Source organism: Alteromonas sp. D210916BOD_24 (genome assembly GCF_047159385.1).
Classification (GTDB): Bacteria; Pseudomonadota; Gammaproteobacteria; order Enterobacterales; family Alteromonadaceae; genus Alteromonas.
Map to the genome: position 1 here is coordinate 2,977,602 of NZ_AP038333.1, position 25,876 is coordinate 3,003,477.

Here is a 25,876-nt window from a genome sequence, read left to right on the forward strand (position 1 = left end):
ATTTAATGTTGTCGTCCATTCGAATCCAACTCATCACAGTACTGGTTGCACTAATCGCCCTTATATTGGCTCAAGGCTTTATAGCTCGTGAAAATCAAGCCGTACTCAATAGGGGCATATCATCAGCTGCCAAATCCGTTGTCGATGTTGGCTTGGTGAAAGAATTGGAACGAGATGTTGTGGATTTACAGCGCAACGTTCTTATTTTTAAAGAGAATGCCAGTAAATCGGCCATCACCCGGTTTGGTAGACTGATGGTGACCATCGACACCAAACTGGATCAATTGGCAGAAGTACATACTTCCGACAGTGATGCTGAAGGTGATTTTATACTAAGAAGAATGCGTGAGCACTTATCGGCTTATCAAGATAACTTTAATCAGGTCGTTCATGCCCATACTGAAAGAGATAATCTGGTTGCCGATGGAACCTTGTCCGATCTAGCTGTGTTACAGAGCGCTATAGAAAATGCACGCGCCCAGAACAACATCGATGAAAAAACCTTACAGGATGCACTCTCATTTCTCATCCGAGCCGAAAACGCGATGCTGAAGTACATGTCTAAACCTGACATGGTTTTTATAAAGGTATTTAACGACGCTATCGATTCCCTACGAGCTCTACCTTTTTCATCCAATAGTGCTGCCACTCAAAAAGTTTTACGTATTACTGAAAAAGCCAAAACACACTTTTTTAAACTCACCCAAATTACACAGGGAAACCTGTTTTTAGTGAATGTGGTAATGGCAGGTTCCGCGAACGAGTTTTTGTACTTAAGTGGCGACCTTGCTAACAAAGTGACTACTGATTCACAAGCAATTACGCAACGCACATACGCACTTGCCAAAAGTACACAACAACGAGGTGAACTGTTTTCACTTATCTCAATTTTATTGGCACTGATGGCCGCACTTTTCACTACGGTTCGAATCCTGGTGCCCATCCGTTCTATAACCGAAGTATTTAACAAGCTGTCGCAAGGCGTGCAGATATCGAACATTCCAGGCAGCAGCAGAAAAGATGAAATAGGTAAACTCGCAAAGGCTGCCTTGGTATTCAGCGACAAAAACCGGCAAACGGAAAAATTATTGTCTGAAGCGCAGAATATGAATGCCCAACTTGAATCACTCAATAAAGCGCTTACCGAATCGAAATTGAAAGCAGAGCAAGCAACAGCATCAAAAAGCATGTTTTTAGCCAACATGAGCCACGAAATTCGCACCCCGATGAATGGCATAATTGGGTTAATAGAGCTTGCACAGCAAAAGGCTGTGAATCCTACTGTGAAAGGTTACCTCGATAAGGCAGCCTATTCTGGACAAATATTACTCAGTGTTATTAATGATATTCTCGATTTTTCTAAAATCGAAGCAGGTAAATTAAAAATTGAAGAAGTCAGCTTTTCGCTGCATTCCCTGTTTGACAACCTTATTGCTGTTATTGCACTACGCGCAAAAGAGAAAAACCTTTCGGTTCACTTTACCGTTGCTCCTGATATACCGCCGCAAGTCATCGGCGACCCACTACGCATAGCGCAAATTATCATGAACATTGGCAACAATGCGGTGAAATTCACTGAGCAAGGTCGCATCAATATTGAGTTTGAAGGCGAACTCAGTGAGAAAGGTAACTTATTAAAGCTCACTATGCGTATTACTGACACCGGTATCGGAATGAATGAGCAGCAACTGGAAAAGATTTTTAATCCATTTACCCAGGCAGATGGTTCAACCAACCGAAAATACGGTGGCACAGGACTGGGGCTTGCCATCGTTCGTCAACTTACAGAGTTGATGAAGGGCACGCTAAATGCCAGTTCTACTCTAGGTAAAGGCAGCACCTTTGAGGTGACCTTACCCCTTAAGGCATTTAAGAACCAAAATGGCGTACTTGCCCAGCTACCTCATTTCCCCCGTGGTAGTCTTTATATCACCGGTTTGCCACTGTTACCTGAGAGCTATTGCCACCAAATACAATTGCCTACCACATCCCAAGTGTCTATGGTTCAAGCCCAGAAGATGGCCTCTTTACCTGACTTTTTTATCGTTGATATCCCGGAATTTAGTGAGTTTAGAAAAAACATCAGTTGGCTAAATCAGCTTCTCGATGAAGGAAAATCAATTGGGCTCGTAATAGAGAGTGCCGGCAGTGCTCTCCAATCAAAGTACGCGTCATTATGGAAAGGCCCATTAATCATGCACCCGTTCACACCGGCACAGTTTGAACGCTTTGTTAATCAAGTTATTAATAGAGACAATGACTTCGAAGTTCATAGTATTGATGATGACAATGAATTAGTAACACTAGAAGGTCACATTCTACTTGTCGAAGATAATAATATTAACCAGCTGGTTACCGGTGAAATGCTAACCAATTTGGGGTTGACCTTTGATATCGCCGAAGACGGTAAGCAGGCCGTACAAAAGGTCGAGAATTCGCCGCAGTATGATCTCATTCTTATGGATGTGCAAATGCCCGTAATGGACGGTTTTGAGGCCACCACATACTTAAGAGATAAAGGTTTCTCAGACATCCCCATCATTGGGTTATCAGCAAATGCCATGAAAGAAGACAAACAAATCGCCATTGAAGCGGGAATGGATGATTATTTGACGAAACCCATTAAGCAAAAGTCTTTGATAGCCGTGTTAAGTGATTATCTCAGTAAAGGGTTGAATTAAAAAAAGGGTTACCAATAGGTAACCCTTTAACGCCTTTTAAAACGCTTAATTGTGAAGGGATGCGGGAAGGGTAACCTTACTGTGCTCCCATGCTCAGTTACAGCGCTTTAATTGTCTCGAACTGCTCGTTAAGTTTAGCTAAGGCTTTTTCACCTTCTTCCAACTTAGCACGCTCTTTTTCGATTACGGCTTCTGGCGCATTACTGACGAACTTCTCGTTACCTAACTTGCCACGGGTACGAGAAACATCTTTCTCAATTTTTTCCATGGCTTTGGTAATACGGGCAAGCTCTGCATCTTTGTCGATAAGACCCGCCATTGGGATAAGAATTTCCATCTCACCCACAAGCGCTGTTGCACTGGCTGGCACTTGTTCACCGCCTTTTAAGATAGTTACGGTTTCAAGCTTAGAGAGCTTATCTAAGAACGCCTTAGCTGCGTCAAGACGGCGCGCGTCTTCATCGCTTACATTCTTAAGTAAGGCATTCAGTGGTTTATTTGGCGAGATGTCCATTTCACCACGGATATTACGAATACCCACGATAAACTTTTTCACCCACTCAATGTCGGCAAGTACTTTATCGTCTTGTTTCGCTGCATCCACTTCAGGGAATGCCTGAACCATGATGCTTGCGCCCTCTTCCACTTTAAGCGCACTTAACGGCACCACACGCTGCCAGATAGTGTCGGTGATAAATGGCATTAGCGGGTGCAACAAGCGAAGCAAGCTTTCTAGTACGTTAATCAGTGTATGACGTGTACCGCGCTTTTCAGCTTCGCTGCTGTCGTCATTGTTAAGCACAGGCTTAGTCAGCTCTAGATACCAGTCGCAGAACTGATTCCAGGTAAACTCGTAAACCGTTTGCGCAGCAATGTCGAAACGGTAGTCTTCAAGCGCCTTTTCAAACTCAACCAGCGTTTGTTGGAACTTCGCCCAAATCCAGCGATCGGCCATGCTAAGCACCATTTCGCCGCCGTCACGACCGGTATCGTGCTCTTCTGTATTCATCAATACAAAGCGCGATGCGTTCCAAATTTTGTTACAGAAGTTGCGGTAGCCTTCAACACGGGCCATATCAAAATTGATATCGCGACTGGTTGACGCCATGGCGGCAAACGTAAAGCGCAGTGCGTCTGTACCGTAGGCTTGAATACCGTCAGGGAACTGTTTACGAGTACGCTTAGCAATCTTTTCAGCAAGCTGAGGCTGCATCATGCCAGCAGTACGTTTCGTCACGAGAGACTCAAGATCAATACCGTCGATCAAATCGATCGGGTCAAGTACGTTGCCCTTCGACTTAGACATTTTATCGCCGTTCTCATCGCGAATAAGACCGGTAATATAAATATCTTTAAACGGAATTTTGCCGGTGAACTTCTTGGTCATCATGATCATTCTGGCCACCCAGAAGAAGATAATGTCAAAGCCCGTTACCAGTACTGAAGATGGTACAAAGGTTTCTAGATCTGGCGTTTCTTCTGGCCAGCCCATGGTCGCGAACGGCCATAGTGCACTTGAGAACCAGGTATCTAGTACATCGTCGTCTTGAGTAAGTGAAACGTCACTGCCAAGGTTGTGCTTTTCACGTACTTCTTCTTCTGTGCGGCCAACAAAAACGTTACCGTTTTCGTCATACCACGCCGGAATGCGGTGTCCCCACCACAGCTGACGTGAAATACACCAGTCTTGAATGTTGTGCATCCACTGGTAGTAGGTTTTGTTCCAGTTCTCTGGCACAAAGCGAATTTCGCCACTTTCAACGGCTTCAATAGCAGGCTTTGCAAGAGACTCAACCGCTACATACCACTGGTCAGTTAGGTATGGTTCGATAACGGCGCCAGTTCTGTCGCCGCGCGGCACTTTAAGCTTGTGCGGCTCAATCTTAACCAATGCGCCTTGCGCGTCTAAATCGGCCACTATTTGCTTACGTGCGTCGAAGCGATCTAAACCGCGATACGCCTCTGGCGCATCATCGTTAATTTTCGCATCGTCGGTAAGAATGTTAATCATAGGCAGGTTATGACGCTTACCCATGTCGTAGTCGTTAAAATCGTGGGCAGGCGTAATTTTTACGCAGCCTGTACCAAATTCTTGGTCTACGTAGTCATCGGCAATAACGGGAATTAGACGGCCAGTAATCGGTAGTTTAATTTCTTTGCCGATAAAGCCTTGATAACGCTCGTCTTCTGGATGTACCGCAACCGCTGTATCACCTAGCATAGTTTCAGGGCGCGTAGTGGCAACCACTAGCTCACCGCTACCATCTGCTAGTGGGTAGCGCATGTGCCACATGTGGCCGTCTTCTTCTTCGTTTAATACTTCAAGGTCAGATACCGCAGTGTGAAGCACGGGGTCCCAGTTAACCAAACGCTTACCGCGGTAAATCAATCCTTCTTCGTGCAGTTTCACGAACACTTCTGTCACGGCTTTAGACAGGTCTTCGTCCATAGTAAACACTTCGCGAGACCAGTCAGGTGACGTACCTAAACGGCGCATTTGGCCTGTAATAGTACCGCCGCTGTGTTCTTTCCATTCCCACACTTTTTTGATGAAGTCCTCGCGACCTAAGTCGTGACGGGTTTTGCCTTCAGCGTTGAGCTGGCGCTCTACCACCATTTGGGTAGCGATACCCGCGTGGTCAGTACCCACCTGCCAAAGGGTATTGTCACCTTTCATACGGTGATAACGGGTAAGGGCATCCATAATGGTTTGCTGGAAACCGTGGCCCATGTGAAGGCTACCCGTTACATTAGGCGGCGGCAGCAAAATACAATAAGGGTCGCCGCTACCTGAAGCTTTAAATAAACCCGCATCTTCCCATGACTTATAGCACTGCTGCTCGATGGATTGCGGTTCGAAGGTTTTATCCATTACACACTCTCAATTTGAAGCCAAGGCACATTGCTTATGCAGACTTGAACTGCATATTGCACCCAGCTTGCTGATAGTTTTTATATCTAACCCGCGCGGCCTGTTTGGCATTATCGTCCACGGGTACAAAATCGATAATCTGACGATACTGGTTAGGTGAGGGCACCATACCGGAGCCCACATTCACCACCATCTGTCGTCTGGCAACCTGTTGCGGTTGCCAACAAATTTCTACCGGCGTCCCCGTTTGCGGCCCTTCTCCAAAAAGATTATGGGGAACGAAACGATTTGCCGGCAATTGCCACAGTAATTCATCAACTTCTTCTGCCTGTGCTTGAGTATCGCACAATACGCTAACTTTCTGTTTATTCGCGTATGCGGATGCAATCACTTCGCTGGCGTGGCCTGCCACGCCATTATCACTATCGGTAAGTTGATAAAATATGACCTGAGGCATGAATGATTAGTCCTCTAGCTTGATTTGAGCACGGTTCATCAAAAACTGAGACAACATTGGTACAGGACGACCTGTCGCGCCTTTATTTTTGCCACTGCGCCATGCCGTACCTGCTATATCAAGGTGCGCCCAATTGTACTTCTTAGTGAAGCGTGACAAGAAACAACCTGCCGTGATTGACCCTGCTGGACGACCACCTAAGTTAGTCATATCCGCGAACGGGCTTTCAAGTTGCTCTTGATAGTCGTCCCAAAGCGGCAAACGCCATGCGCGATCAGAACTTTGCTCTGAGGCATTAAGCAGTTCGTGAGCAAGTGGGTTGTGTGTGCTCATTACACCCGTAGCGTGATGGCCAAGGGCGATAATACACGCACCAGTCAGAGTCGCTACATCGATAACTAACTCTGGTTCAAATCGCTCAACATAGGTCAATGCATCACACAATACCAAGCGGCCTTCCGCGTCGGTGTTCAACACTTCAACGGTTTGACCAGACATGGTTGTTAAAATATCACCTGGGCGATATGACTTACCATCGGGCATGTTTTCGCATCCCGCTAGCACGCCAATAACGTTGATCGGTAAATTCAGTGCAGCCACCGTGTGCATGGTACCGAGTACGCCTGCTGCACCACCCATGTCATATTTCATTTCATCCATAGCTTCGCCAGGCTTTATTGAAATACCACCTGAATCAAAGGTCAGCCCTTTACCCACAAGCACAATAGGCGCCTGATCAGCAGGGCCACCGCGGTGATGCATAATACTCATCATGCTTTCGTTGTCTGAACCACGACCCACTGCCAGATAAGCTTGCATACCGAGTTCGGCCATTTGGGTTTCATCAACCACTTCTGCAGTAACACTGTCGTACTGGCTAGCCAATGCTTGTGCTTGTTGCCACAGATAATCAGGATTACAAATATTCGGTGGCATATTCGCCACGTCTTTGGTGACTTTAGCGCCGCGCGATACGGCTAAGCCATGTTCTACAGCACGCTCACCAACGGTAAGTTCGCGACGTGTAGGCACGTTAAACACAATTTTACGCAATGGACGACGTGGCTCGCCTTTTTTAGTCTTAAGCTGCATAAAGGTGTATAGCGTATCTTCTGTCGCTTCTACCGCTTGGCGCACTTTCCAGTATGTATCTCTGCCTTTAACGTGAAGCTCTGTAAGGAAACACACTGCTTCCATTGACCCCGTTTCATTTAGAGTCTGAATGGTTTTCGCAATAATGTTTTTATACTGACGCTCGTCTAGCTCGCGCTCTTTACCACAACCAACCAGAAGGACGCGCTCGCTCAGCACATTAGGTACATTGTGTAACAGCAACATTTGGCCAGCTTTCCCTTCCAGATCGCCACGGCGTAATAAGTTGCTAATATAACCTTCACTGATTTCGTCTAGTTGTTCAGCCACTGCCGTCAGGCGGCGCGGCTCAAAGACACCCACAACAATACAGGCACTGCGTTGTTTTTCTGGACTGCCACTTTTTACACTAAACTCCACGATATCACCTCGCTTTTCGTCGTTTATGGTTTGCACGATGACTAAAATCACGTAACGTTTCGCGCTGCTTTATGGTTTAATACACAGCATAACTTTTTAGTACACTGCAATTATCGCGTAAGCACCTATGAATATAGGCTACTTTTGCGTCAAAACACCATGCAAACGGTTTATGATTGCAGGCAAAACTTGTAAAAACGGTAAGTTTAAACAAAATTGTGCATTCTTTCACTAAAATTCCTAATTTTCCGGAAGGACTGAGATGCTGATATTCCGCTATTTACTTAAGGAAACGCTGAAATCTCAGTTAGCGATTTTCTTCATCTTAATGGCTATTTTTGTCACATTGAGATTTGTACGCGTTTTAGGTGATGCCTCTGACGGTGATATTCCCGCGGGGCTTGTGCTTGGCTTTCTGGGCTTATATGCCCCGATGCTTTCATCTCTTGTTCTACCCATTAGTGCCTATTTAGGCATTATGCTGGCCCACGGCAGGTTGTATGTAGACAGTGAAATGACCGTTATGCGCGCCTGTGGTATCAGTGAATGGTATGTCACTCGCGTGATGTTATTTCTATCGGTGCTTATCATGATAGTGACTGGTGCTATTACATTATACTTCGCACCACTTGCGGCAGAAAACGAATATCAATTGCGCGAAAAAGCGCGCAGTGAGGCAGGTTTATCTGCATTAATGCCTGGCAGATTCCAACAAACCGGAAATGAAAAAGCGGTCATCTTTGTTCATGACGTAGACAATAACGACTCTTTACAACGGGTGTTCTTGTCACAAAACCAACTGGATGACAGCAAGAGTGAAGTGCGAGTGGTGTATGCGCAAACGGGTGAAGTTGCCAATAATCCTGACGGTACGCGAAATTTGGTACTCAGACAAGGTGTACAGTACGAAGGGAAACAATCCGAAAAGGCCTACCGAAAGGTAGAATTTGATGAATACCAAATTCAAATAGCCGATAAACCCGCCGACGAAACACGGCGCAAAGTCAGCGTACTGCCAACCCGTGAATTGTGGGAAAATGACAGTATTGAAGCACGGGCAGAGCTTCAATGGCGGATCGCAATCCCTCTTTCAATTCCCTTTTTGGTGCTCATCGCCGTGCCGTTAAGTGCTGTAGATCCGCGTCAAGGCCGATTTGGAAAGATGTTTCCGGCCATTTTACTCTATTTGGGCTACTTCCTTTTGCTGCTAGCAAGCCGACGGGTATTGGAGGATGGCAAAATGCCACCTCAACTTGGTCTTTGGTGGGTGCACACCATTATGCTCATTATCGGTATTGCGCTTATTGTGAGAGACAGAAAAACCGGTACACAACTGCGCGCCTGGCTAATGGGGAAAAAATAGATGTTTAAGATCCTCGATTTATATATTGCCCGCACCTTGTTAGGCACCATCACTGTGACATTAAGTGTACTTATTGGTCTTAGCGCCTTGATTAAATTCGTCGAACAATTACGTAAAATTGGCGAAGGCGACTACGACATGCTGGCGGCATTTATCTATGTTCTACTCAGCCTTCCGCGCGATCTAGAGCAGTTTTTTCCTATGGCAACCCTGTTGGGCGGACTGATTGGAATGGGCCTTCTGGCAAGTAATAGCGAGCTTGTTGTTATGCAAGCGGCGGGGATGAGTCGTTGGAATATTATAAACTCTGCCATGAAGTCTACTCTACTCATGATCGTTGTCGTGATGGCCATTGGTGAGTGGGTTACGCCGTTTAGCGAGACAAAGGCAAAACAGCTCAGAACCGAAGCGATATCTGGCGGTAGTTTATTTTCTTCAGATAAATTGGTGTGGGCGAAAGACGGTGATAGGTTTGTCAGTATTGGACAGGTACTCAGTCAGGATTCACTGAAAGACGTCAGCATTTTTAACTTTAATGAAGATTTATCACTTGAAAGTATTACCTACGCGCAAAATGGCGCATTTGACGGCGATGGTTGGTGGTTAAGTCAGGTGGAAGTCACGCAATTTAGTGAAACACAAGTAAATATCGACAGCACAAAGCGCATGCGGTGGAACTCTACCCTCACCCCTGACAAACTAGGTATTGTAGCGGTTAAGCCTGAAGCACTCTCGATTAGCGGTTTACTCGACTATGTAAATTATCTAGAAAACAATGCACAAGACCCCTCTCGCTATCAATTAGCGCTGTGGAGAAAGATATTTCAACCCTTTTCGGTAGGTGTCATGCTACTAATGGCGCTTTCGTTTATTTTTGGCCCGCTTCGCAGTGTCACCATGGGGGCTCGAGTCATCATGGGTGTGCTGACTGGCTTTGGTTTCTTTATTCTTAATGAAGTATTTGGCCCTGTCAGCCTTGTGTACCAACTTCCTCCGTTTCTGGGCGCGTTGCTACCAAGTTTGCTTTTCGCGGGCATTGCAGGAATTATGCTAAGGCGTTAATTAGCGCCCTAGCCTATTCGCCTACCAACTTTTGTGATCATTGGCTTCCTTGGAAAGTTTTAACACTTCGGTTTTTGCCAATCTATCTTGCAGCGATTGCTTATTCTTGAAATCAAATAAGACTAACAACGTACCTAACCCACCTAACGATGCTACAAGACGAATAAATAAACGGGGCCACGTCATTGGCTCTTCAACAGTGCTATAAATACGCAGACGCCAGGCGCGCATGCCCAATGTTTGGCCTCCACGCTTCCAAAACCACAAAAAGAACCCCACAATCCATATCACTACCCAAGTTTGAATGAGAAGTTTGTACCCAGTGGACGCCTGAATAAGGTCAGCGGGCTCTGCATAGCCTTGTAAATCCAATGCGCCGTTTTTAAGCATCACCACCAACGTGACTATCATCACCATGGCTGCACACATGCCAACTGCAACGGCCACCAGCGTGTCATACACCATTGCCAACAAGCGCCGCAGGAATCCTGCTCGCTGAAGTGAGGCACTTTCAGATTCTGAATTGGCCGTGTACTTATCACTGATACATTTTGGATGATTTGATGATGAGGACTTGTGCTTAGCTTTCTTATCGTGTCTCGCCACGGGCTTCTCTTCGCTTCAAAAATGACAAGGTATATTCTGACACAAGCGCTGGATGGCTTAAACAGACTAAGCAATACTAAATGCCATTTTATAATTAACCCTATCTTGAGAAATACCAAAGCCTCCTCCTTTTTAACTACCGCTCTCAAGTATTCTTAATAATGAACAGTGAGGATGTATTCGACAAAGCACCTTTGGGCAATCTTTCAGCACTTAAACATAAAAAGCATAAAAAGTTGTTGTATAGAAGCGCCGCATCGCTATAATGCCATGCATCGACATCACGTTGATAACCATACACAATGCCAGTGTGATGGAATTGGTAGACATGACGGATTCAAAATCCGTTGCTAGCGATAGCGTGGCGGTTCAAGTCCGCCCACTGGTACCAAACATTAAACCAACTTTTTAGTTGGTTTTTTTGTGCCTAAAGTTTAACAAATCGCCACGCTAGCGTGTCGGCCGAGTGTCGGTCCAATCAAAGCCCGCCCACTGGTACCAAACATTAAACCAACTTTTTAGTTGGTTTTTTTGTGCCTAAAGTTTAACAAATCGCCACGCTAGCGTGTCGGCCGAGTGTCGGTCCAATCAAAGCCCGCCCACTGGGGCCATAGCTTCTCTTAGAAGCAGATACTGAAACCGACTTTTGAATCGCCACTAGTTTCCTAGACACCTCTTAGTTAGATAAACCAACTCAAAAGAGAGGTGCTTATGAGCAGCAAACGCTATCCTGAAGAATTCAAAATCGAAGCGGTTAAACAAGTTGTTGATCGCGATCATTCCATCGCTGATGTTGCTAAGCGACTAGATATCACCACACACAGCCTATATGCCTGGGTGAAGAAGTATGGCCCTGATAACAAACAACACAATGATCTATCGGAGGCGCATGCAGAGATTAAACGCCTGCAAAAAGAACTAAAACGGGCCACTGAAGAGCGCGACATTCCCAAATCAGAAAAGACATCGTATTAAACGCATTGCTGATGGCGGTTTGGCGACGTCAGCCGAAAAAGCAGGTGATGGTGCATTCCGATCAAGGAAGCCAATACACCAGCAACGATTGGCAGGCATTCCTTAAAACTCATGGCTTGCAAGGCAGTATGAGCCGACGCGGAAATTGCCATGATAACGCTCTAGCCGAAAGCTTTTTCCAGATGCTGAAGCGTGAACGGATCAAACGCAAGATCTACTCAACACGGGATGAAGCCAGAAGCGATGTGTTTGATTACATAGAAATGTTTTATAACAGCAAACGAAAAAATGGTTCCAATAATATGTTGTCACCGATAGAGTATGAAAACCGTTACCAAGAACGGCTGGGAAGTGTCTAGTTTATTGGTGGAGATTCAGAGAACATCACTGCTAATTATCTTCAACTACTTCAAATACTGGCTAAAAGGGCTTAAATAAATTTACAAGCTCGCACAACATTTTAAGTGAGACAGAAACCCAAGTTTTTCCCTTGCCCTCTGTCCCAAAAACAACACCACAAAAAACTGTTTAAACATACAGTGCATTACATTATCCTATTGAGGTGCTTTTCAATAGGATTTTTTATGCTCTCTCATTCTGAATTAAACCCACAGCAGCAAGAAGCCGTGAATTACGGGTTAAGCGGCACCACAATGGGCCAAACGGAATTGGGTAATGAAAAGCACCACCCGCTATTAATTATTGCAGGGGCTGGCACCGGAAAAACCAACACCCTTGCCCACAAAACGGCACAGTTAATATTGAGTGGTGTGGCGCCAGAACGAATTTTATTGATGACGTTTGCTCGAAGAGCCTCGGCGGAATTGAGTTCACGGGCGAACCGCATTATTCAGCGTACGTTACGGGAAAAACAAAAAGCATATCATCCGGTCACGCTGCCGTGGATGGGCACTTTTCACTCTATTGCATCGCGATTACTTAGAGAGCATGCACCACTAATCGGGTTAGACCCCGACTTTACGGTTATGGATCGCAACGACAGCGCGGATATGCTTGATTTGATTCGTCACGAACTTGGCTTTAGCGGGGTAAATCGACGCTTCCCCCAAAAAAAAACGTGTCTGGAAATTTATTCTCGTTGCGTGAACGCACAAGCACCACTTATTCATATACTTGATACGCATTTTCCCTACTGTAGCGAATGGGAAGAGGAGCTGAAAACACTCTTTTCACACTATGCGAAAACTAAAATTGAGCAACTAACTTTAGACTATGACGACTTACTGCTTTACTGTTTTCACATGGCGCAGGTTGACGCCATAGCCCAAAAAGTAAGAGAGCAATTCGACAATGTATTGGTAGACGAATATCAGGATACCAACGTGCTTCAAGCAGGCATTCTAAAAGGTTTCTTCCCTACTGGTGAAGGCCTTACCGTTGTTGGCGATGACGCCCAATCAATTTATTCATTTCGCTCGGCCACGGTGGACAATATCCTTAACTTCCCCAACGCATTTTCCTTGCCTGGCAAAGTGATAACGCTACAACAAAATTATCGATCACATCCGAGCATATTGAACCTGTCTAATACCCTGCTTTCAGAAAGTGATGAAGGCTACAAGGTGTCGTTGTTTAGCAAACGTAACAACGGTCCAATGCCTAAGTGGGTAACCGTTGAAAATGACATGTTCCAAGCAGAATATATTGTTGAGCGAGTTTTGGCGGCTCGTGAAGAAGGGGTCGATTTAAAACAGCAAGCGGTATTGTTTCGTTCAAGTTATCACAGCGATCGTTTAGAGCTTGAACTTACTCGACGTAATATCCCTTTCGTTAAACACGGTGGCCTTAAATTTCTGGAAGCGTCGCATGTAAAAGATATGCTTTGCATTTTACGCTGGGCAGATAACCCTAAACATAAAATATCTGCCTTTCGAGTGCTTAAGTTATTAGCCGGCATAGGTCCAAAGATAGCTAACAGAGTGTTTAACACTCTAGAAAAACACGACTTTGCATTAGGTAAATTGCGCAGCTTCGCACTCTCAGAGTCAGCGAAGCCTTCATTTCTTTCTCTTGTAGATTTGCTAGATAACGTACACCACAACAATATTCCATGGACCGAGCAAACAAGCGCCATTGCAGAGTTTTATAAAGATTTGTTGGAAGCTAATTATGACGATCATTTCACACGTTACGGCGACATTGAACAGTTAACAATGATTTCTGGGCAGTATTCATCGAGAGAACGATTTTTAACTGAGCTCACGTTAGACCCACCGCAGAGCACGGGGGATTTGGCAGGCAAACCTTTACTTGATGATGACTTTCTTATCTTGTCGACAGTTCATAGTGCGAAAGGGCAAGAGTGGAAGCATGTGTTCGTGTTAAATGTTGCCGATGGCAATTTTCCCAACGAGTACGCGGCGGGTGATAAACGTGCGCTCGAAGAAGAACGACGCTTACTTTACGTGGCCATAACACGAGCGAAAGATGAGCTTAACTTAATCCAGCCCCTTAAATATTGGGTGCCAGAGCAGCAAAAATTCGGAGACAAGCATGTATACGGCGCCAAGAGCCGTTTCTTTACCGATGCTGTTAGTGCTTGTATGGAACCGATTGCATATCCTAAGCGCACTGCTTCGGCCAGCGAAAAGAAGATTGCCAAGGGCGCAATAGCCGATATAAAGAAGAACATTCTCGGAATGTGGAATAATTAAAACGTTAACTCACCGTCTATTGGAAATAAGCGTTGCCTTAAAGCATTACAGTGTCACCCGTTTCTGCAGCTTTAAAGATCGCATTCACTATTCGAATATCAGCAAGCCCTTCGCTACCAGTCACCATTGGTTTACGTCCAGTCAATATGGCTAATGCATCGTTATCCATTTGTAGCGTTTGCTGCATGCCTTCTATCGGTGGCAACCTTTTCCCGTCACTAGTGGTGCCGGTTACTCCGCTGTAGCTCTGCATAGGTGAAAGTTTATACCACCCATTTTCGCAATCGGCTTGCAAATAATTAAACCCTTCAACCACGCTTGTGCCACAATCAGCCACTAACCCATCACCAAAATCCATAGTGAAAAGTGTGGTCTCATCCACTTCTGTAAATTTGTTAGGAAAGCGCTTTTCGGGTTGGGTTCCAGTTACTGTAACTGGCTCTTTACCGGTTAGAAACCGCGCGCCGTTAATCGCGTAAACGCCCATATCATAGAGGGCGCCGCCTCCCATGTGTTTTTGCATGCGCCAGTAGTTCGCTTCTCCCCCCCTACCAGCATAACCCGCAAAGCTCGATAATCCTGTAAATTGCCCATATGGCATGGTATCCAGGTACTGATGAAACGCACGTGTATTAGGCTCGTGTTGCATGCGATAACCAATCGCTAACTGCACTTTATTTTTATTGCACGCATGGATAATTTCCAGACATTCAGCTTCATCCATCGCCATCGGCTTTTCACACCATACGTGTTTACCGGTATTTGCAGCCTTAACGGCAAAGTCCTTATGTGTCCCTGTGGGGGTAACCACATAAATTACGTCAATCTCATCATTATCCGCAATGTTATGCATGGTTTCATAGGTGTAGACGTTAGCATCTTTAATTGCATATTTTGCTTGCCATTGCGGGATCTTGCCTTCACTGCCAGTGATAATACCTCGCAGTTCGCAATGTTTGGTGTGTTGTAATGCAGGAGCCAATAAATTAGCACTGTAGTTACCTAAGCCGAGTAATGCGACACCAATTTTCTTCTTAGGCGGCTGGGCAAGTAAATGAGGGTTGTGTGCTATTAACAAGCCTGAACCTGCCAACTTTATGAATCGACGACGCGTCGCATGAGACATAGGAGCTCCCTGCTAATAAATTAAACTGAGCCTTGTTATAGTAGCCTTTTTTTTGCTCAGGCAGATCACAACGGCATTACGATTTTTCGTATTACATTCGACCTGATGACTTTGCGCACGCTCTGCAGATGCATAGCAGGGACAATTGTCACCTTCGTGATTAAACATACCACTGGAAGCGTTGTATAAATTTAAACAGAATAAAGGGGAATCGGGCCTTGAGTTAGTATGAACGAGCGTTAGTCCCCGCGTTTTATTCTCGCTTGCCAGGCACTTGCCACGATAGGTTCAAGATCACTTAAATCAAGAGGTTTAACAAGGTGGTGAGCGAACCCAGCCTCTTTTGAGCGCTGAATATGTGATGGCTGTCCCCAACCCGTTTGGGCCACAAAGATGGCATGTTCTAAAGATTTATCCTGTTGCAACGCAATACATAAATCGTAGCCATTCATTCCCGGCATACCGATATCCAACAAAATTAAATCGGGTGTAAAGGATTGCACTGCCTTGAGTGCCGATGGACCATCTTCTACGACTTTTACCTGACACCCCTTTGCTTCCAAAATCCATCCCATAGTAATAGCGGCGTCTTGATTGTCATCCGCAATTAAAACATTGAGTTTTTCAATAGCTTTATTTGCTACTTGTGGTTTCTTTCGCTGCGTGCTGTTAGATGACGACATATTTTTTATCGTGGGTAACGTCACTTCAAATCTTGTCCCTGTTCCAGCCCCTTCGCTATACACAGTTACATTGCCATCGTGCATTTCAGTTAATCTTTTTACTAAGGTCAGCCCGATACCCAATCCTCCCTGAGACCGCTCTAGTGCACCTTCTACCTGAGTAAACATATCAAAGACAGTTTCTTGTTTATCGATGGGGATCCCTGCACCGTTGTCTTGAACCGAAATAGTTACCTTTTCAGCGTCAGCGTTTATACGAACCTCAATACTGCCGCCAGGCGGTGTATATTTTGCGGCATTATTAAGAATATTCGAAAAAATTTGTGACAACCTGATGAGATCACCGTTAACCCATATGGGAGTAGCCACTTTCTCTACTGATAACGTATGTTGCTTTTCATCAATCAAGGGCTGAATGGTTTCGATGGCCGTGCCCAGAATCTCGCACAAATTTACCGCTTTGCGGTGAATTTTAATTTTTCCTCGGGTGATACGTGACACATCCATCAGGTCATCCACTAACCTAATCATCTGATTCACTTGTCGCTCAACGCGCCCAAAAGCTTCACTTTTTTGGGTGTGGCTATAATCATCCGATTGTAAAATCTCTAACGCATTGCGGATGGGGGCCAATGGATTGCGTAATTCGTGCGCTAACGTCGCGAGAAATTCATCTTTGCGACGGTCAGCTTCTTGAAGCGCATCAATGGCGTTGCGCTCCCTTGTAGTATCTACACCAACTCCCGGAAATCGCTCCGGCTCCCCGTCACTGTTATAGATAACGCGTCCTCTAAAAGACGCCCAGCGAATACTGCCGTCTTTTTGTAAGATACGGTATTCCTGATTATATGGCGTTCCCTTATCAATACTTTCCTGAATGGCAGCATTGTTTGCATCTAAGTCATCGGGGTGGATGTACTGCTTGGGCACTTCAATTGCAACCCCCTGTTCAGCCTCTTCAGCGGAAAGGTTAAACAATTCCCCCAAACGCTCATCTGCAGTAAAAATATTCTGCTTAATATCCCAGTCCCAAATTCCAAAGCTATGGGAGGCTTCTAATGCCAGCCGTCTTCGAGATTCGGCGCGCTTGACCATCTCTTCTGCTTGTTGGCGCTCAGTAACATCTCTAGTTGAACCGGCAATGGCTTCCACATTCCCATCTTCACCAATAACAGGAACAAAAATATAATCGTATACACGACGCCCATGTGTCCCCGTAAAGGGCACGTCACCACGAATGGGTAACTTGGTATCGATAACCTGCTGAATTTCTCTCATATGCATGTCGGCATGCCAAGGTTCATAACCTAACTCTAGACAGGTTTTACCAATTGCTTCATCCCAACTCAGGCCCCACATTTCCAATAACGCATCGTTGGCATAGGTAAAGCGCCCTTCAAGATCGAAGATATAAAGCAAATCGGGCGTATTCGACAGAGCCGTTTCATATAGCCTGCGCTGTTTATTAAATGATTCAATGTTTTCTAGTAATGCCGACTCCGCAACAAGGCGGGCGCGATTTTCATTGTTGCGTTCAATGATGATCGCAGCTGTTTTTGACAGAGCGTTTACTACGTCAATGTCATCCGGTAATGGTGTAAGACGCTCGTGATGAAACAGGCAAAACGTTCCCAAAACCGTGCGGCTTTCAGCAGATAAAATCGGACGGCACCAGAATGACCGCAGACCCAAAGGCTCAATTGACTGACAAAATACACTGAAATCAGAAGATGGACTGACTTGTAGATTAATGACATCGCGAGTTAAGCAACATTTTCCAAGCGGTGTCTCATCATTAATAACAATATTGTCAAAATGCTTCTTAATATCATCCGGCATGGAAGGTGCCGCTGAACAGACCAAAGATAATTCATCTTCTGCTACCAGAGATATTCCACTTACAGCCTGAAAGTCAGTCACTTTTTCGACAGCGTTGACCAATATTGACAACACATCTTCAAGTTTAGCGCCTGACAACGCCAATCTCATAGCATCCCGCTGAGCTTGTGAAATTATCTGTAACCTGCGCCTCATCGAAAAGTCGTGAAAGGAAAAGCCTACAATTTCTGACGCGACGGGGAAAACCGTCAATTTGTACCACAAGTGCTCTACGCCAAGGCTTATCTCTATTGGCTCTGCAGTGATGTGATTAAGGGCTTGTTCAAATTGTTGTGTGATTTGTGACATGTGCGCTTGAGGAAATAAGCTAAATACAGAACTGCCGAAATCGCTGGGATTCTGAAGACCACAGATGGCGCGTGCCTGATGATTGGCGTAAATGACCTCGCCTTTTGCATTTGCCAGGATGACCGCATCGGTTATGTTTTCTATCAGAGCCTGAAAGGGAATATCGCCAGCAAAAAAAGGCGAGGCCTGACAATTTGATGCGGACATAATGCTCTCAAAAAAATGCAGAAAAAATCATACTAGAGTAGATAATGCAATATAGCTAATATTTTAGGCTGGGTATCATGAATGTCGCCTGTCCCACTGCGTTTCATCGTTGCGTTTAAATGTATTACAGCCTAGTTAAAATGGCCAAGCTAAAGTATGCACAGTCAGGCCTAGTTTTTAACCACCTCACTCCCCAGAGATCAACCAAAAGTAATGAGTTAGACACAATTTCTAATTGGCTGGTGTGATAAAAGTCTTTTAAGGTCGTGAGTATGTCTAACAAGTACTCACCAAGAAGTACTAACCGTTCAAGCGCTGTTTTGTGTGCCGTCAGACTAACTATTTTTGTGGTCCACCCATTTTAATGACGTTGCTTCACTTCTCAGGCTTACTAAATATATTCAACACGTTGAGGACTCCCTTCACCTTGCAAGGCAATACTTGAGGCGAAGGATAGGGAAAATTTTATGAAGTTTACACGAAATAACCCACTGACCGGTGAGTGCGCAAGTAGCTGCCCTGCCATGCAGGCAAGTGACATGGACTCCATTGCAAGTACTGCCCAAGGCGGTTTTGAGCTTTGGTCTCAATACGGGCCAAACGCCCGCAGAGATATATTATTAAAAGCTGCGTTAGCACTACAAGCAAAGCAAGAAGCATTTGTCGACGCTATGATGAATGAAGTAGGGGCAACCGCCGGTTGGGCTATGTTCAATCTAAGTCTTGCGACTTCAATGTTGCGAGAGGCGGCTTCACTGACTACGCAAATAGGCGGCGAAACTATCCCTTCAGACAAACCCGGCTGCCTGGCCATGGCCATCCGCGAGCCTGTCGGTGTTATATTAGGTATTGCACCTTGGAACGCCCCTATCATATTAGGTGTCCGTGCCATTTCCACTGCTTTGGCCTGTGGTAATGCGGTAATACTCAAAGCCTCCGAATTTTGTCCGCGTACTCACAGCTTGATCATTGAAGCTTGTTCAGAGGCGGGGTTTCCTGTAGGCACAGTAAATATTGTCACGAATGCCACCGAAGATGCCGCAGAGGTCGTCGGTGCGCTTATTGATAACCCTCATGTAAAACGCATTAATTTTACTGGCTCTACTGCGGTGGGGCGGATTATTGCGAAGCGTGCTGCTGAACATTTAAAACCTGTTTTACTTGAATTGGGTGGCAAAGCCCCGCTATTAGTTCTGGAAGATGCCGATCTTGATGAAGCCGTAAAAGCAGCGGCATTTGGCGCCTTTATGAATCAGGGTCAAATTTGTATGTCTACAGAACGCCTCATCGTACACCAGGGTGTTGCGGATGAATTTGTTGAGAAACTCCAACAAAAAGCCGGCTCTATGAAAACGGGGGACCCTCGAGAAGGTAATACGCCACTTGGCGCTGTTGTAGACGAGCGAACCGTCGCCAAAGTAAACTGCTTGATTGATGACGCGATAGCCAAAGGCGCAACACTGGTAACCGGTGGAAAGAGCAAGAATGTACTAATGACAGCGACGGTTCTTGACCACGTTACGCCTGAGATGCAGATCTATCGGGAAGAAAGCTTCGGTCCAATTGTGGCTATCATTCGCGCATCTAATGACGATGAGGCAGTTTTTATCGCTAACGACAGTGAATACGGCTTAAGTGCGGCGGTTTTCACCCGCGATGCAGCGAAGGGACTGACCATCGCCAAACGTATCAAATCCGGTATTTGTCATATCAATGGGCCCACAGTACACGATGAAGCACAAATGCCTTTCGGTGGCGTAGGCTCTTCAGGTTATGGCCGTTTCGGCGGTAAAGCGGGTATTGATCAGTTTACAGAATTGCGCTGGATAACAATCGAAACCCAGCCGGGGCATTATCCCATTTAGCTGAATTTAGATAGCGTTGAGTTAGAAGTTAAAAACGATCACCGTACGTATTCGGTGATCGCAATTCATACTGTTCTGTAGCTATTAATTAACTTTCACACATTAAGCGCTTGCTAATGCAGGCATAAGCGAATGTATCTTGCTTCGGGTCAATTGTTTAGCATTGGCTAGCCCCTCTACACATTTCGCCACTGCACGGAGTTGATCGAGGAACAACTTTGTCGCAGGAGAAGGTTGAGAAGCTTTGCGCATGGTTACTCCAATAGGCCGGTAAGTATCGGGCAACTCAACCGGTAACACATCAAGCAACCCACATTGTTTTTCATAATATATTTGATGTTCAGACAGTAATGCCACACGGTCGCTATCTATCAACAATCCCCTCACCATCGACAGCGAGCTAGTGTACATAGCTTGTTTAGGCATAGGCAAATGGTAGCGCTGTAACAATTCATTAAATAGATGCCACGCCGGCGCACATTTAGCTGGCAGTACCCAGGCTAACTCTGGAAGCTGCTGCACGTTAATTTGTCGCTCTTTCATTAAAGGATGATCCCGTCTGGCAATAACAGCCAGTTTGTCCTCAAATAAAATCTCAGTGGTAATATCGGAGTCGGCTTCATGCTCGCGTACCGCACCGACAATCAAGTCGATATCGCCACTGCGTAGCGCAGCTTCCATGGTCTCATACGAGCCTTCCTGTGTGGTCACTGTCAATTCTGGGTGCTCCAACAGCACCTGATTAATGGCTTTGGGCGTAATATAGGTGCGGGTGTAAGGTAAAGTGCCTACGCTAACGCGTCCTTGGGTTACCCCGTCAATACTTTCGATATCTTCTACACAACGACGAATTTCAGCAAAGGCCATCTTAACGTGCATTGCCAATATTTTACCAAACGCGGTAGGTGAGACACCATCAGGCTCCGATTCGAACAAACGAAGCTTAAGCCACTCTTCCATTTGCCTAACCGAGCTGTACACTGACGCTTTAGTATTACCCAGCATGTCCGCAGCGCACTGAATGCGCTTGGTTTCATAAAGGGCAATAAATGCGGCCAGTCGCTTATAGCTGACATCCATAGAAAATATAGGAATGCGTTGAAAGGGGCGAGGATCGCGTACGAAACTGGTATACACCTCACCGGCCTTCTCTAGTTCATCAAGCGCCAACTGGGCTCGCTTAGCCACTGCAACACCATAAACCGTAGGTTTCATACCTGTCGACATGCGCTCAAACAGCTGACAATTCAGACGTAGCTCTAAATCGTTGATGGACTTAGTTATCGCCGTTTGAGAGCGATTCAACGCTTTTGCTGCTTTTGTGACATTCTTCGTCTGGTTTACCACAATAACTGCTTTTAGTTGCCGTAGACTTAACTCCGGCACATCATGTCTCAGCATGTAAGTCATGTTAACCTCACCCTTCAGCATGAAGAAATATTTACCCGCTATGAGAAATGTTATCGCTATCAACGATAACTCAGTGTTTACTTAAAGCGCTGGTAAATACCTGCTAACCCGCTGTCCTGTCAGCTATCAGCGCCCATTTACTCTACCATGTCCCCAGCACACCACCTACCAATGTAAATTAAAAGTGATAGGTTTGTTACTTTTTCTGATTGGTGGCCGTTCTCGAACCTCTTTAAGGTGATTTCAACCCTGATATTCACACCAACACGATAACAATACTTTAAAGAGAAAAACCATGATCAGACACGATGAATCAGAGAAGCAAGTTACCTTGCGGGAGGGCATGCGGGTTCGCCCACTATGTGCAGCCATTGCGCTGGTGTTAGCAAGCCACAACAGCATGGCGCAAACCGACCCCACTGAAACCGAGAAAGACGACGACGCTGCGCTTGAAATGATTATTGTTACTGCCCAAAAGCGCGCCGAGTCAATTCAAGAAATCCCTATTGCGATGCAGGCCGTTTACGGTGATAGCTTGAAAAAAATGGGCATTCAAAAAGCCTCTGACATCACACGTATCTCCCCTAACGTCAATATTTCCGGCCAAAATGCAGCAAACCAGCAAATCAACATTCGCGGCGTAGGAACCAGTGACTTTTTCGGTACGGCAACAGGCGCTGTCGGCATCTACATGGATGAGGTTACCATGAGTGCGCCGTACCTTTCAGGGGTGGGTTTATTCGACATGGAGCGTATTGAAATTTTACGCGGCCCACAAAACTCGTTGTTTGGCCGCAATACCACAGGTGGCGCCGTTAACTACATATCAAATCAACCCAAATTAGACGGCGACAGTGACGGCTATGTATCGGTAAATTTGGGTAATTATAATCTGATTGATCTTGAAGCCGCCGGTACGGTGTCGTTGTCTGACAATGCTGCACTTCGCTTAGCGGGTAAATCTTACCAACGCGACGGCATTTGGAATGATTTGTCCAGCGGCAATGATGAATTTGGTGATAAAGAAAGCCAGTCACTTCGAGCCACACTACTGATAGAACCATCTAAAAACACGCAAATTACCGCCAATATCCATTGGGCGAATGAGGATAGTGAAATGGATCCGGTTCGCGCCGTGGGTACGCGTATTGAAAACGGTATCCCTGAACGGGGACCACTACCGACTACGCGGTTTGCACCAGGTGAACAAATCGACTTTGAACGCTATTACCCTAATACCTTCAATAACCAAGGTGACAATCCCTCAACTGACGACTGGCATGATGTATACGTCAATCACTCTCAACCGTTTGAAATGGACAATGTGGGTGGCTATTTAAAAATTGTGCACGACTTAGAGTGGGCATCCTTCTCATCGATTACCTCTTATGACGCCACCGATGTGCGCTGGGGTTACGATGTGGGCGGCAATGCCAACCCTGGCAACGTGTCAAACCTGAGTGTTTTTATTCATGAGCAACTGGGCGGCCCAGAGCCGGCCCCTCAGGCTATTCAGGCGATAAATCAGGATCAGGAATACGAGCAGTGGAGTCAGGAATTCCGTCTGATTTCCGACGACGACGCGCCTTTTAAATGGATAGCCGGCCTGTATTTTTTCGGTGAAGACGCCACCTTAAGTCAAAACATTAACTTTGGTATTTCAGCTCTGCCATATGGGGGTCCACCAGCAGGAGGTGGCTTGGTCATTCTTGCATTTGGCGGCAACCCGGCCAGTAATCAAACCTCGTTTTCAGTCGCAGAAGTCGAAAACTTCGTCTGGTCGCCCTACGTTCACACCGAATTTTCGTTGACAGAGAAATTAGATCTTACATTCGGTATACGCTACACCCACGATGAAAAACGCTTACCCAGCCTGATTGTGGGTAACCTGGATAATACCTTGCGACCGCACGGCTACTTTTGGGACAGAGAAAGCACTCTGGCGGTGTCGAGCGCTTATCCATTGTGTGATTTAGACGGTGACGGCAACTTGTTCAGTGGAGGCACGCCGGATAATCGCGGCACCTTGTGTCGTCAAGATATCGGTGGTTCGCACGAAGACCTCACTTTTGACGAAATAGGCGGCAAGATAGGTTTAGATTATCAGTTCAACAAGGATCTCTTTGGTTATGCGAGCTTCTCTCGTGGATTCCGTTCAGGAAAAAGCGATGTGGAGTTTATTCATGGCCCACATACTGGTATTCCCCGCCAGAATGTGGACGTAGAAATTCTCGACGCGTTGGAGGTGGGCTTTAAATCGACTTTGCTGGAAGGCACGCTTCAACTTAATGGTGCCTTGTTCTACTACATCTGGGAAGATCAACAGCAGTTCTTTGTCGGTCCAAATGGCCCAGATTTCGTCAACATAGATGAATCAGAACTCAAAGGTCTTGAATTGGAGTTTCGCTGGGCACTTCCCAACGATTTTCGTCTACAAGGGGGAGTTGGACTGCAAGACACTGAAATTACTGAGTCTTCAGATGAAGCTGCCGCGCAAGTGGGACACGAGCTGCCCTTTGCTGCCGATGCATCTGCCAATATCATGCTGACTAAATCAGTGGAACTGGAAAACAGCGTGATTGATTTTCAGTTGGATTATCAATATCGCAGCTCTCCCAAAGCCTATGCCACCGAACGTGCACTAATTGATGAGTTAGAAGAAACCAACCAGGTCAATGTACGTGCGGTGTGGACCTTCGGTGACTTTGAAGAATACGAGGTGACTGTGTATGGCAACAATATTACCGGTGATAAGCGCTGTACCTATAAATGGGAGCTTACCGCTGTGGGCGGCTCAGCCTACTGTATTGCCAACGAAGGTACACCCATGTATGGCGTTATTGGCAAGTGGCGATTCTAAATCCGCTGCAATTTTATAACCTCGCAGGTCAGATAACATAGCGTTATCTGACCTGCCTTTTTATTCGCGCTTAATTCGTTGGAGGTATATATGGGAGGCGCTATCAATACCGGACAGTCACAACAGCAAATTATATCTGTGGGACTGCTAAGTATCTTATGGGTGCTCGTGGTAACTATCGCGTTTATGTATGCGGTAAATCAGTACTGGGGGCAAGCGCATTTTGTACACTGGGTAAGCTATGCTTTTATGTGTGCAACCCCATTTCAGATTATGCAAGCCGTGGTGTGGCACAACAGTATTCCGGCATGTCTAAACTCGCTCAACCAGCCATCAAAAGGATTGGCACTGGTTGGTTTGTTCTTTTTAGCCAGTCTTATCGTGATGCCCATCCTCTACTTCACTGTCGGTCAAGGTGCATTGACGCCCATCCTTATCCACTTTGTTATTCAGTCGGTGGTTGTAAGCTTGTTTGTTATTTTAGCGTTTGGCTGTTGGCCAATGTCGTTATTTTGTCGCCAGCCGTTTACATTGGGGTTAGCCACCTTAGTGTTTTGTTACGCTTTAAATTTTATTCTATTTTGTGTGTTTTATAACTACGAAATTTTTGCTCAATTACCGTTTTACACGCATGTATTTGCCCCTTCAGGTCTCTTTAATGGTATTACTGCGCTTACCTTCGCAGTGACCTGTGCTTCCATATTGATGTTATTTACCATGATGGACTTCTGGCCAGTTAGCCGGTGGTTTGCACCCGAGCGACAACCGCTTATGGGTGCAGTCTCTACATTGTTGATTGTGGTTATTGCACTGTTGGTATATTCCCTCTTTGTATTTTGGTTACACATGGATCCCATGGACTTTATGGTGAAAGGTCCGGTTTGCCTCATATTTGGCACGTTCTTAGTTCAAAATATGATGCAATTTCAGCTATTGACGAGTATTGAGCAACCCCAAAAAGGCCTGTTTAAAATTGTAATCTGTATGATAGGTGCATTTCTTATGTACCAGCTCTACCAGTGGCTGTTACCTTTAATGGTAGGAAGCCCACTAGGCGCAGGGCCCGATGCAGGCTATGGCAAGGAAATTTGGATTGCCAGCGCCATGCTTGGCGTTACCTTTCCCATCATTAATTTTGTATCGGGAGGATTCGATTTTTGGCCGGTGAAGCGTAAGTAGCTTGGGACGCAGTAACAACGGCGCACAAAGGGCAAATTACTGACCTGATAACTCTTGCGCGCCATCCACATTCTCAATGTATCTATTTTGTGTGTAATACACTGTCCCCATAACGTTTTCACCAATCCAATTCAATTCCTTTCCATGAAATGCTTT

Annotated in this window: 14 protein-coding genes, 1 tRNA gene and 1 pseudogene; 9 read left to right on the forward strand and 7 right to left on the reverse strand. The window is 45.7% G+C overall.

The window, feature by feature from the left end:
• Positions 1-5 precede the first annotated feature (5 nt).
• The gene (locus tag ACMCM8_RS13015) at positions 6-2,681 is read left to right on the forward strand and encodes a hybrid sensor histidine kinase/response regulator (RefSeq protein WP_412723047.1); all 2,676 of its coding nucleotides are present in this window, start codon (positions 6-8) and stop codon (positions 2,679-2,681) included.
• A 97-nt stretch (positions 2,682-2,778) separates the two neighbouring features.
• Here ACMCM8_RS13015 and ACMCM8_RS13020 read toward each other — a convergent pair whose 3' ends face one another.
• From ACMCM8_RS13020 to pepA, 3 genes are read right to left on the reverse strand one after another with little or no spacing between them, the layout of a single operon-like run.
• A complete protein-coding gene (locus ACMCM8_RS13020; RefSeq protein WP_412723048.1) occupies positions 2,779-5,553 on the reverse strand; it encodes a valine--tRNA ligase in 2,775 nt (924 codons plus the stop codon).
• 34 nt (positions 5,554-5,587) lie between these two features.
• Entirely contained in the window at positions 5,588-6,010 is a 423-nt protein-coding gene (locus ACMCM8_RS13025) for a DNA polymerase III subunit chi (RefSeq protein ID WP_412723049.1), read from the reverse strand.
• A gap of 6 nt (positions 6,011-6,016) precedes the next feature.
• Positions 6,017-7,522, reverse strand: a complete 1,506-nt coding sequence (gene pepA / locus ACMCM8_RS13030; RefSeq protein ID WP_412727720.1) for a leucyl aminopeptidase — start codon at positions 7,520-7,522, stop codon at positions 6,017-6,019.
• A gap of 262 nt (positions 7,523-7,784) precedes the next feature.
• Between pepA and lptF the strand changes: the two genes are divergently transcribed.
• A complete protein-coding gene (gene lptF / locus ACMCM8_RS13035; RefSeq protein WP_412723050.1) occupies positions 7,785-8,885 on the forward strand; it encodes an LPS export ABC transporter permease LptF in 1,101 nt (366 codons plus the stop codon).
• The gene (gene lptG, locus ACMCM8_RS13040; RefSeq protein ID WP_412723051.1) at positions 8,886-9,947 is read left to right on the forward strand and encodes an LPS export ABC transporter permease LptG; all 1,062 of its coding nucleotides are present in this window, start codon (positions 8,886-8,888) and stop codon (positions 9,945-9,947) included.
• 21 nt (positions 9,948-9,968) lie between these two features.
• On the opposite strand, the gene ACMCM8_RS13045 is transcribed toward lptG, so the two are convergent.
• Positions 9,969-10,553: an RDD family protein gene (locus tag ACMCM8_RS13045; protein ID WP_412723052.1), complete on the reverse strand. Its 585-nt coding sequence runs from the start codon at positions 10,551-10,553 to the stop codon at positions 9,969-9,971.
• Positions 10,554-10,857: 304 nt separating this feature from the next.
• Here ACMCM8_RS13045 and ACMCM8_RS13050 point away from each other — a divergent pair.
• From ACMCM8_RS13050 to ACMCM8_RS13060, 3 genes and pseudogenes are all read left to right on the forward strand, one after another.
• Positions 10,858-10,944 (forward strand) — tRNA-Leu (locus ACMCM8_RS13050).
• A 320-nt stretch (positions 10,945-11,264) separates the two neighbouring features.
• Positions 11,265-11,887: pseudogene (locus ACMCM8_RS13055) on the forward strand (IS3 family transposase).
• A 225-nt stretch (positions 11,888-12,112) separates the two neighbouring features.
• Positions 12,113-14,203 carry an ATP-dependent helicase gene (locus ACMCM8_RS13060; RefSeq protein ID WP_412723053.1) on the forward strand — a complete coding sequence of 697 codons (2,091 nt, stop codon included), beginning with the start codon at positions 12,113-12,115 and terminating at the stop codon, positions 14,201-14,203.
• A gap of 37 nt (positions 14,204-14,240) precedes the next feature.
• On the opposite strand, the gene ACMCM8_RS13065 is transcribed toward ACMCM8_RS13060, so the two are convergent.
• Positions 14,241-15,329, reverse strand: coding sequence for a Gfo/Idh/MocA family protein (locus tag ACMCM8_RS13065; protein ID WP_412723054.1), 1,089 nt, complete (start codon positions 15,327-15,329; stop codon positions 14,241-14,243).
• Between the two features lie 239 nt (positions 15,330-15,568).
• Positions 15,569-18,406 (reverse strand): PAS domain S-box protein, encoded by a 2,838-nt coding sequence (locus ACMCM8_RS13070; protein WP_412723055.1) that lies wholly within the window; start codon positions 18,404-18,406, stop codon positions 15,569-15,571.
• 467 nt (positions 18,407-18,873) lie between these two features.
• On the opposite strand from ACMCM8_RS13070, the gene ACMCM8_RS13075 reads away from it, so the two are divergent.
• Positions 18,874-20,271: an aldehyde dehydrogenase gene (locus tag ACMCM8_RS13075; RefSeq protein ID WP_412723056.1), complete on the forward strand. Its 1,398-nt coding sequence runs from the start codon at positions 18,874-18,876 to the stop codon at positions 20,269-20,271.
• Positions 20,272-20,373: 102 nt separating this feature from the next.
• On the opposite strand, the gene ACMCM8_RS13080 is transcribed toward ACMCM8_RS13075, so the two are convergent.
• Positions 20,374-21,681: a LysR family transcriptional regulator gene (locus tag ACMCM8_RS13080; protein WP_412723057.1), complete on the reverse strand. Its 1,308-nt coding sequence runs from the start codon at positions 21,679-21,681 to the stop codon at positions 20,374-20,376.
• A gap of 295 nt (positions 21,682-21,976) precedes the next feature.
• Between ACMCM8_RS13080 and ACMCM8_RS13085 the strand changes: the two genes are divergently transcribed.
• Together ACMCM8_RS13085 and ACMCM8_RS13090 are read left to right on the forward strand one after the other, a co-directional pair.
• Positions 21,977-24,541 (forward strand): TonB-dependent receptor, encoded by a 2,565-nt coding sequence (locus tag ACMCM8_RS13085; RefSeq protein WP_412723058.1) that lies wholly within the window; start codon positions 21,977-21,979, stop codon positions 24,539-24,541.
• 90 nt (positions 24,542-24,631) lie between these two features.
• Positions 24,632-25,720: a hypothetical protein gene (locus tag ACMCM8_RS13090; RefSeq protein ID WP_412723059.1), complete on the forward strand. Its 1,089-nt coding sequence runs from the start codon at positions 24,632-24,634 to the stop codon at positions 25,718-25,720.
• The last annotated feature ends 156 nt before the right edge of the window (positions 25,721-25,876 follow it).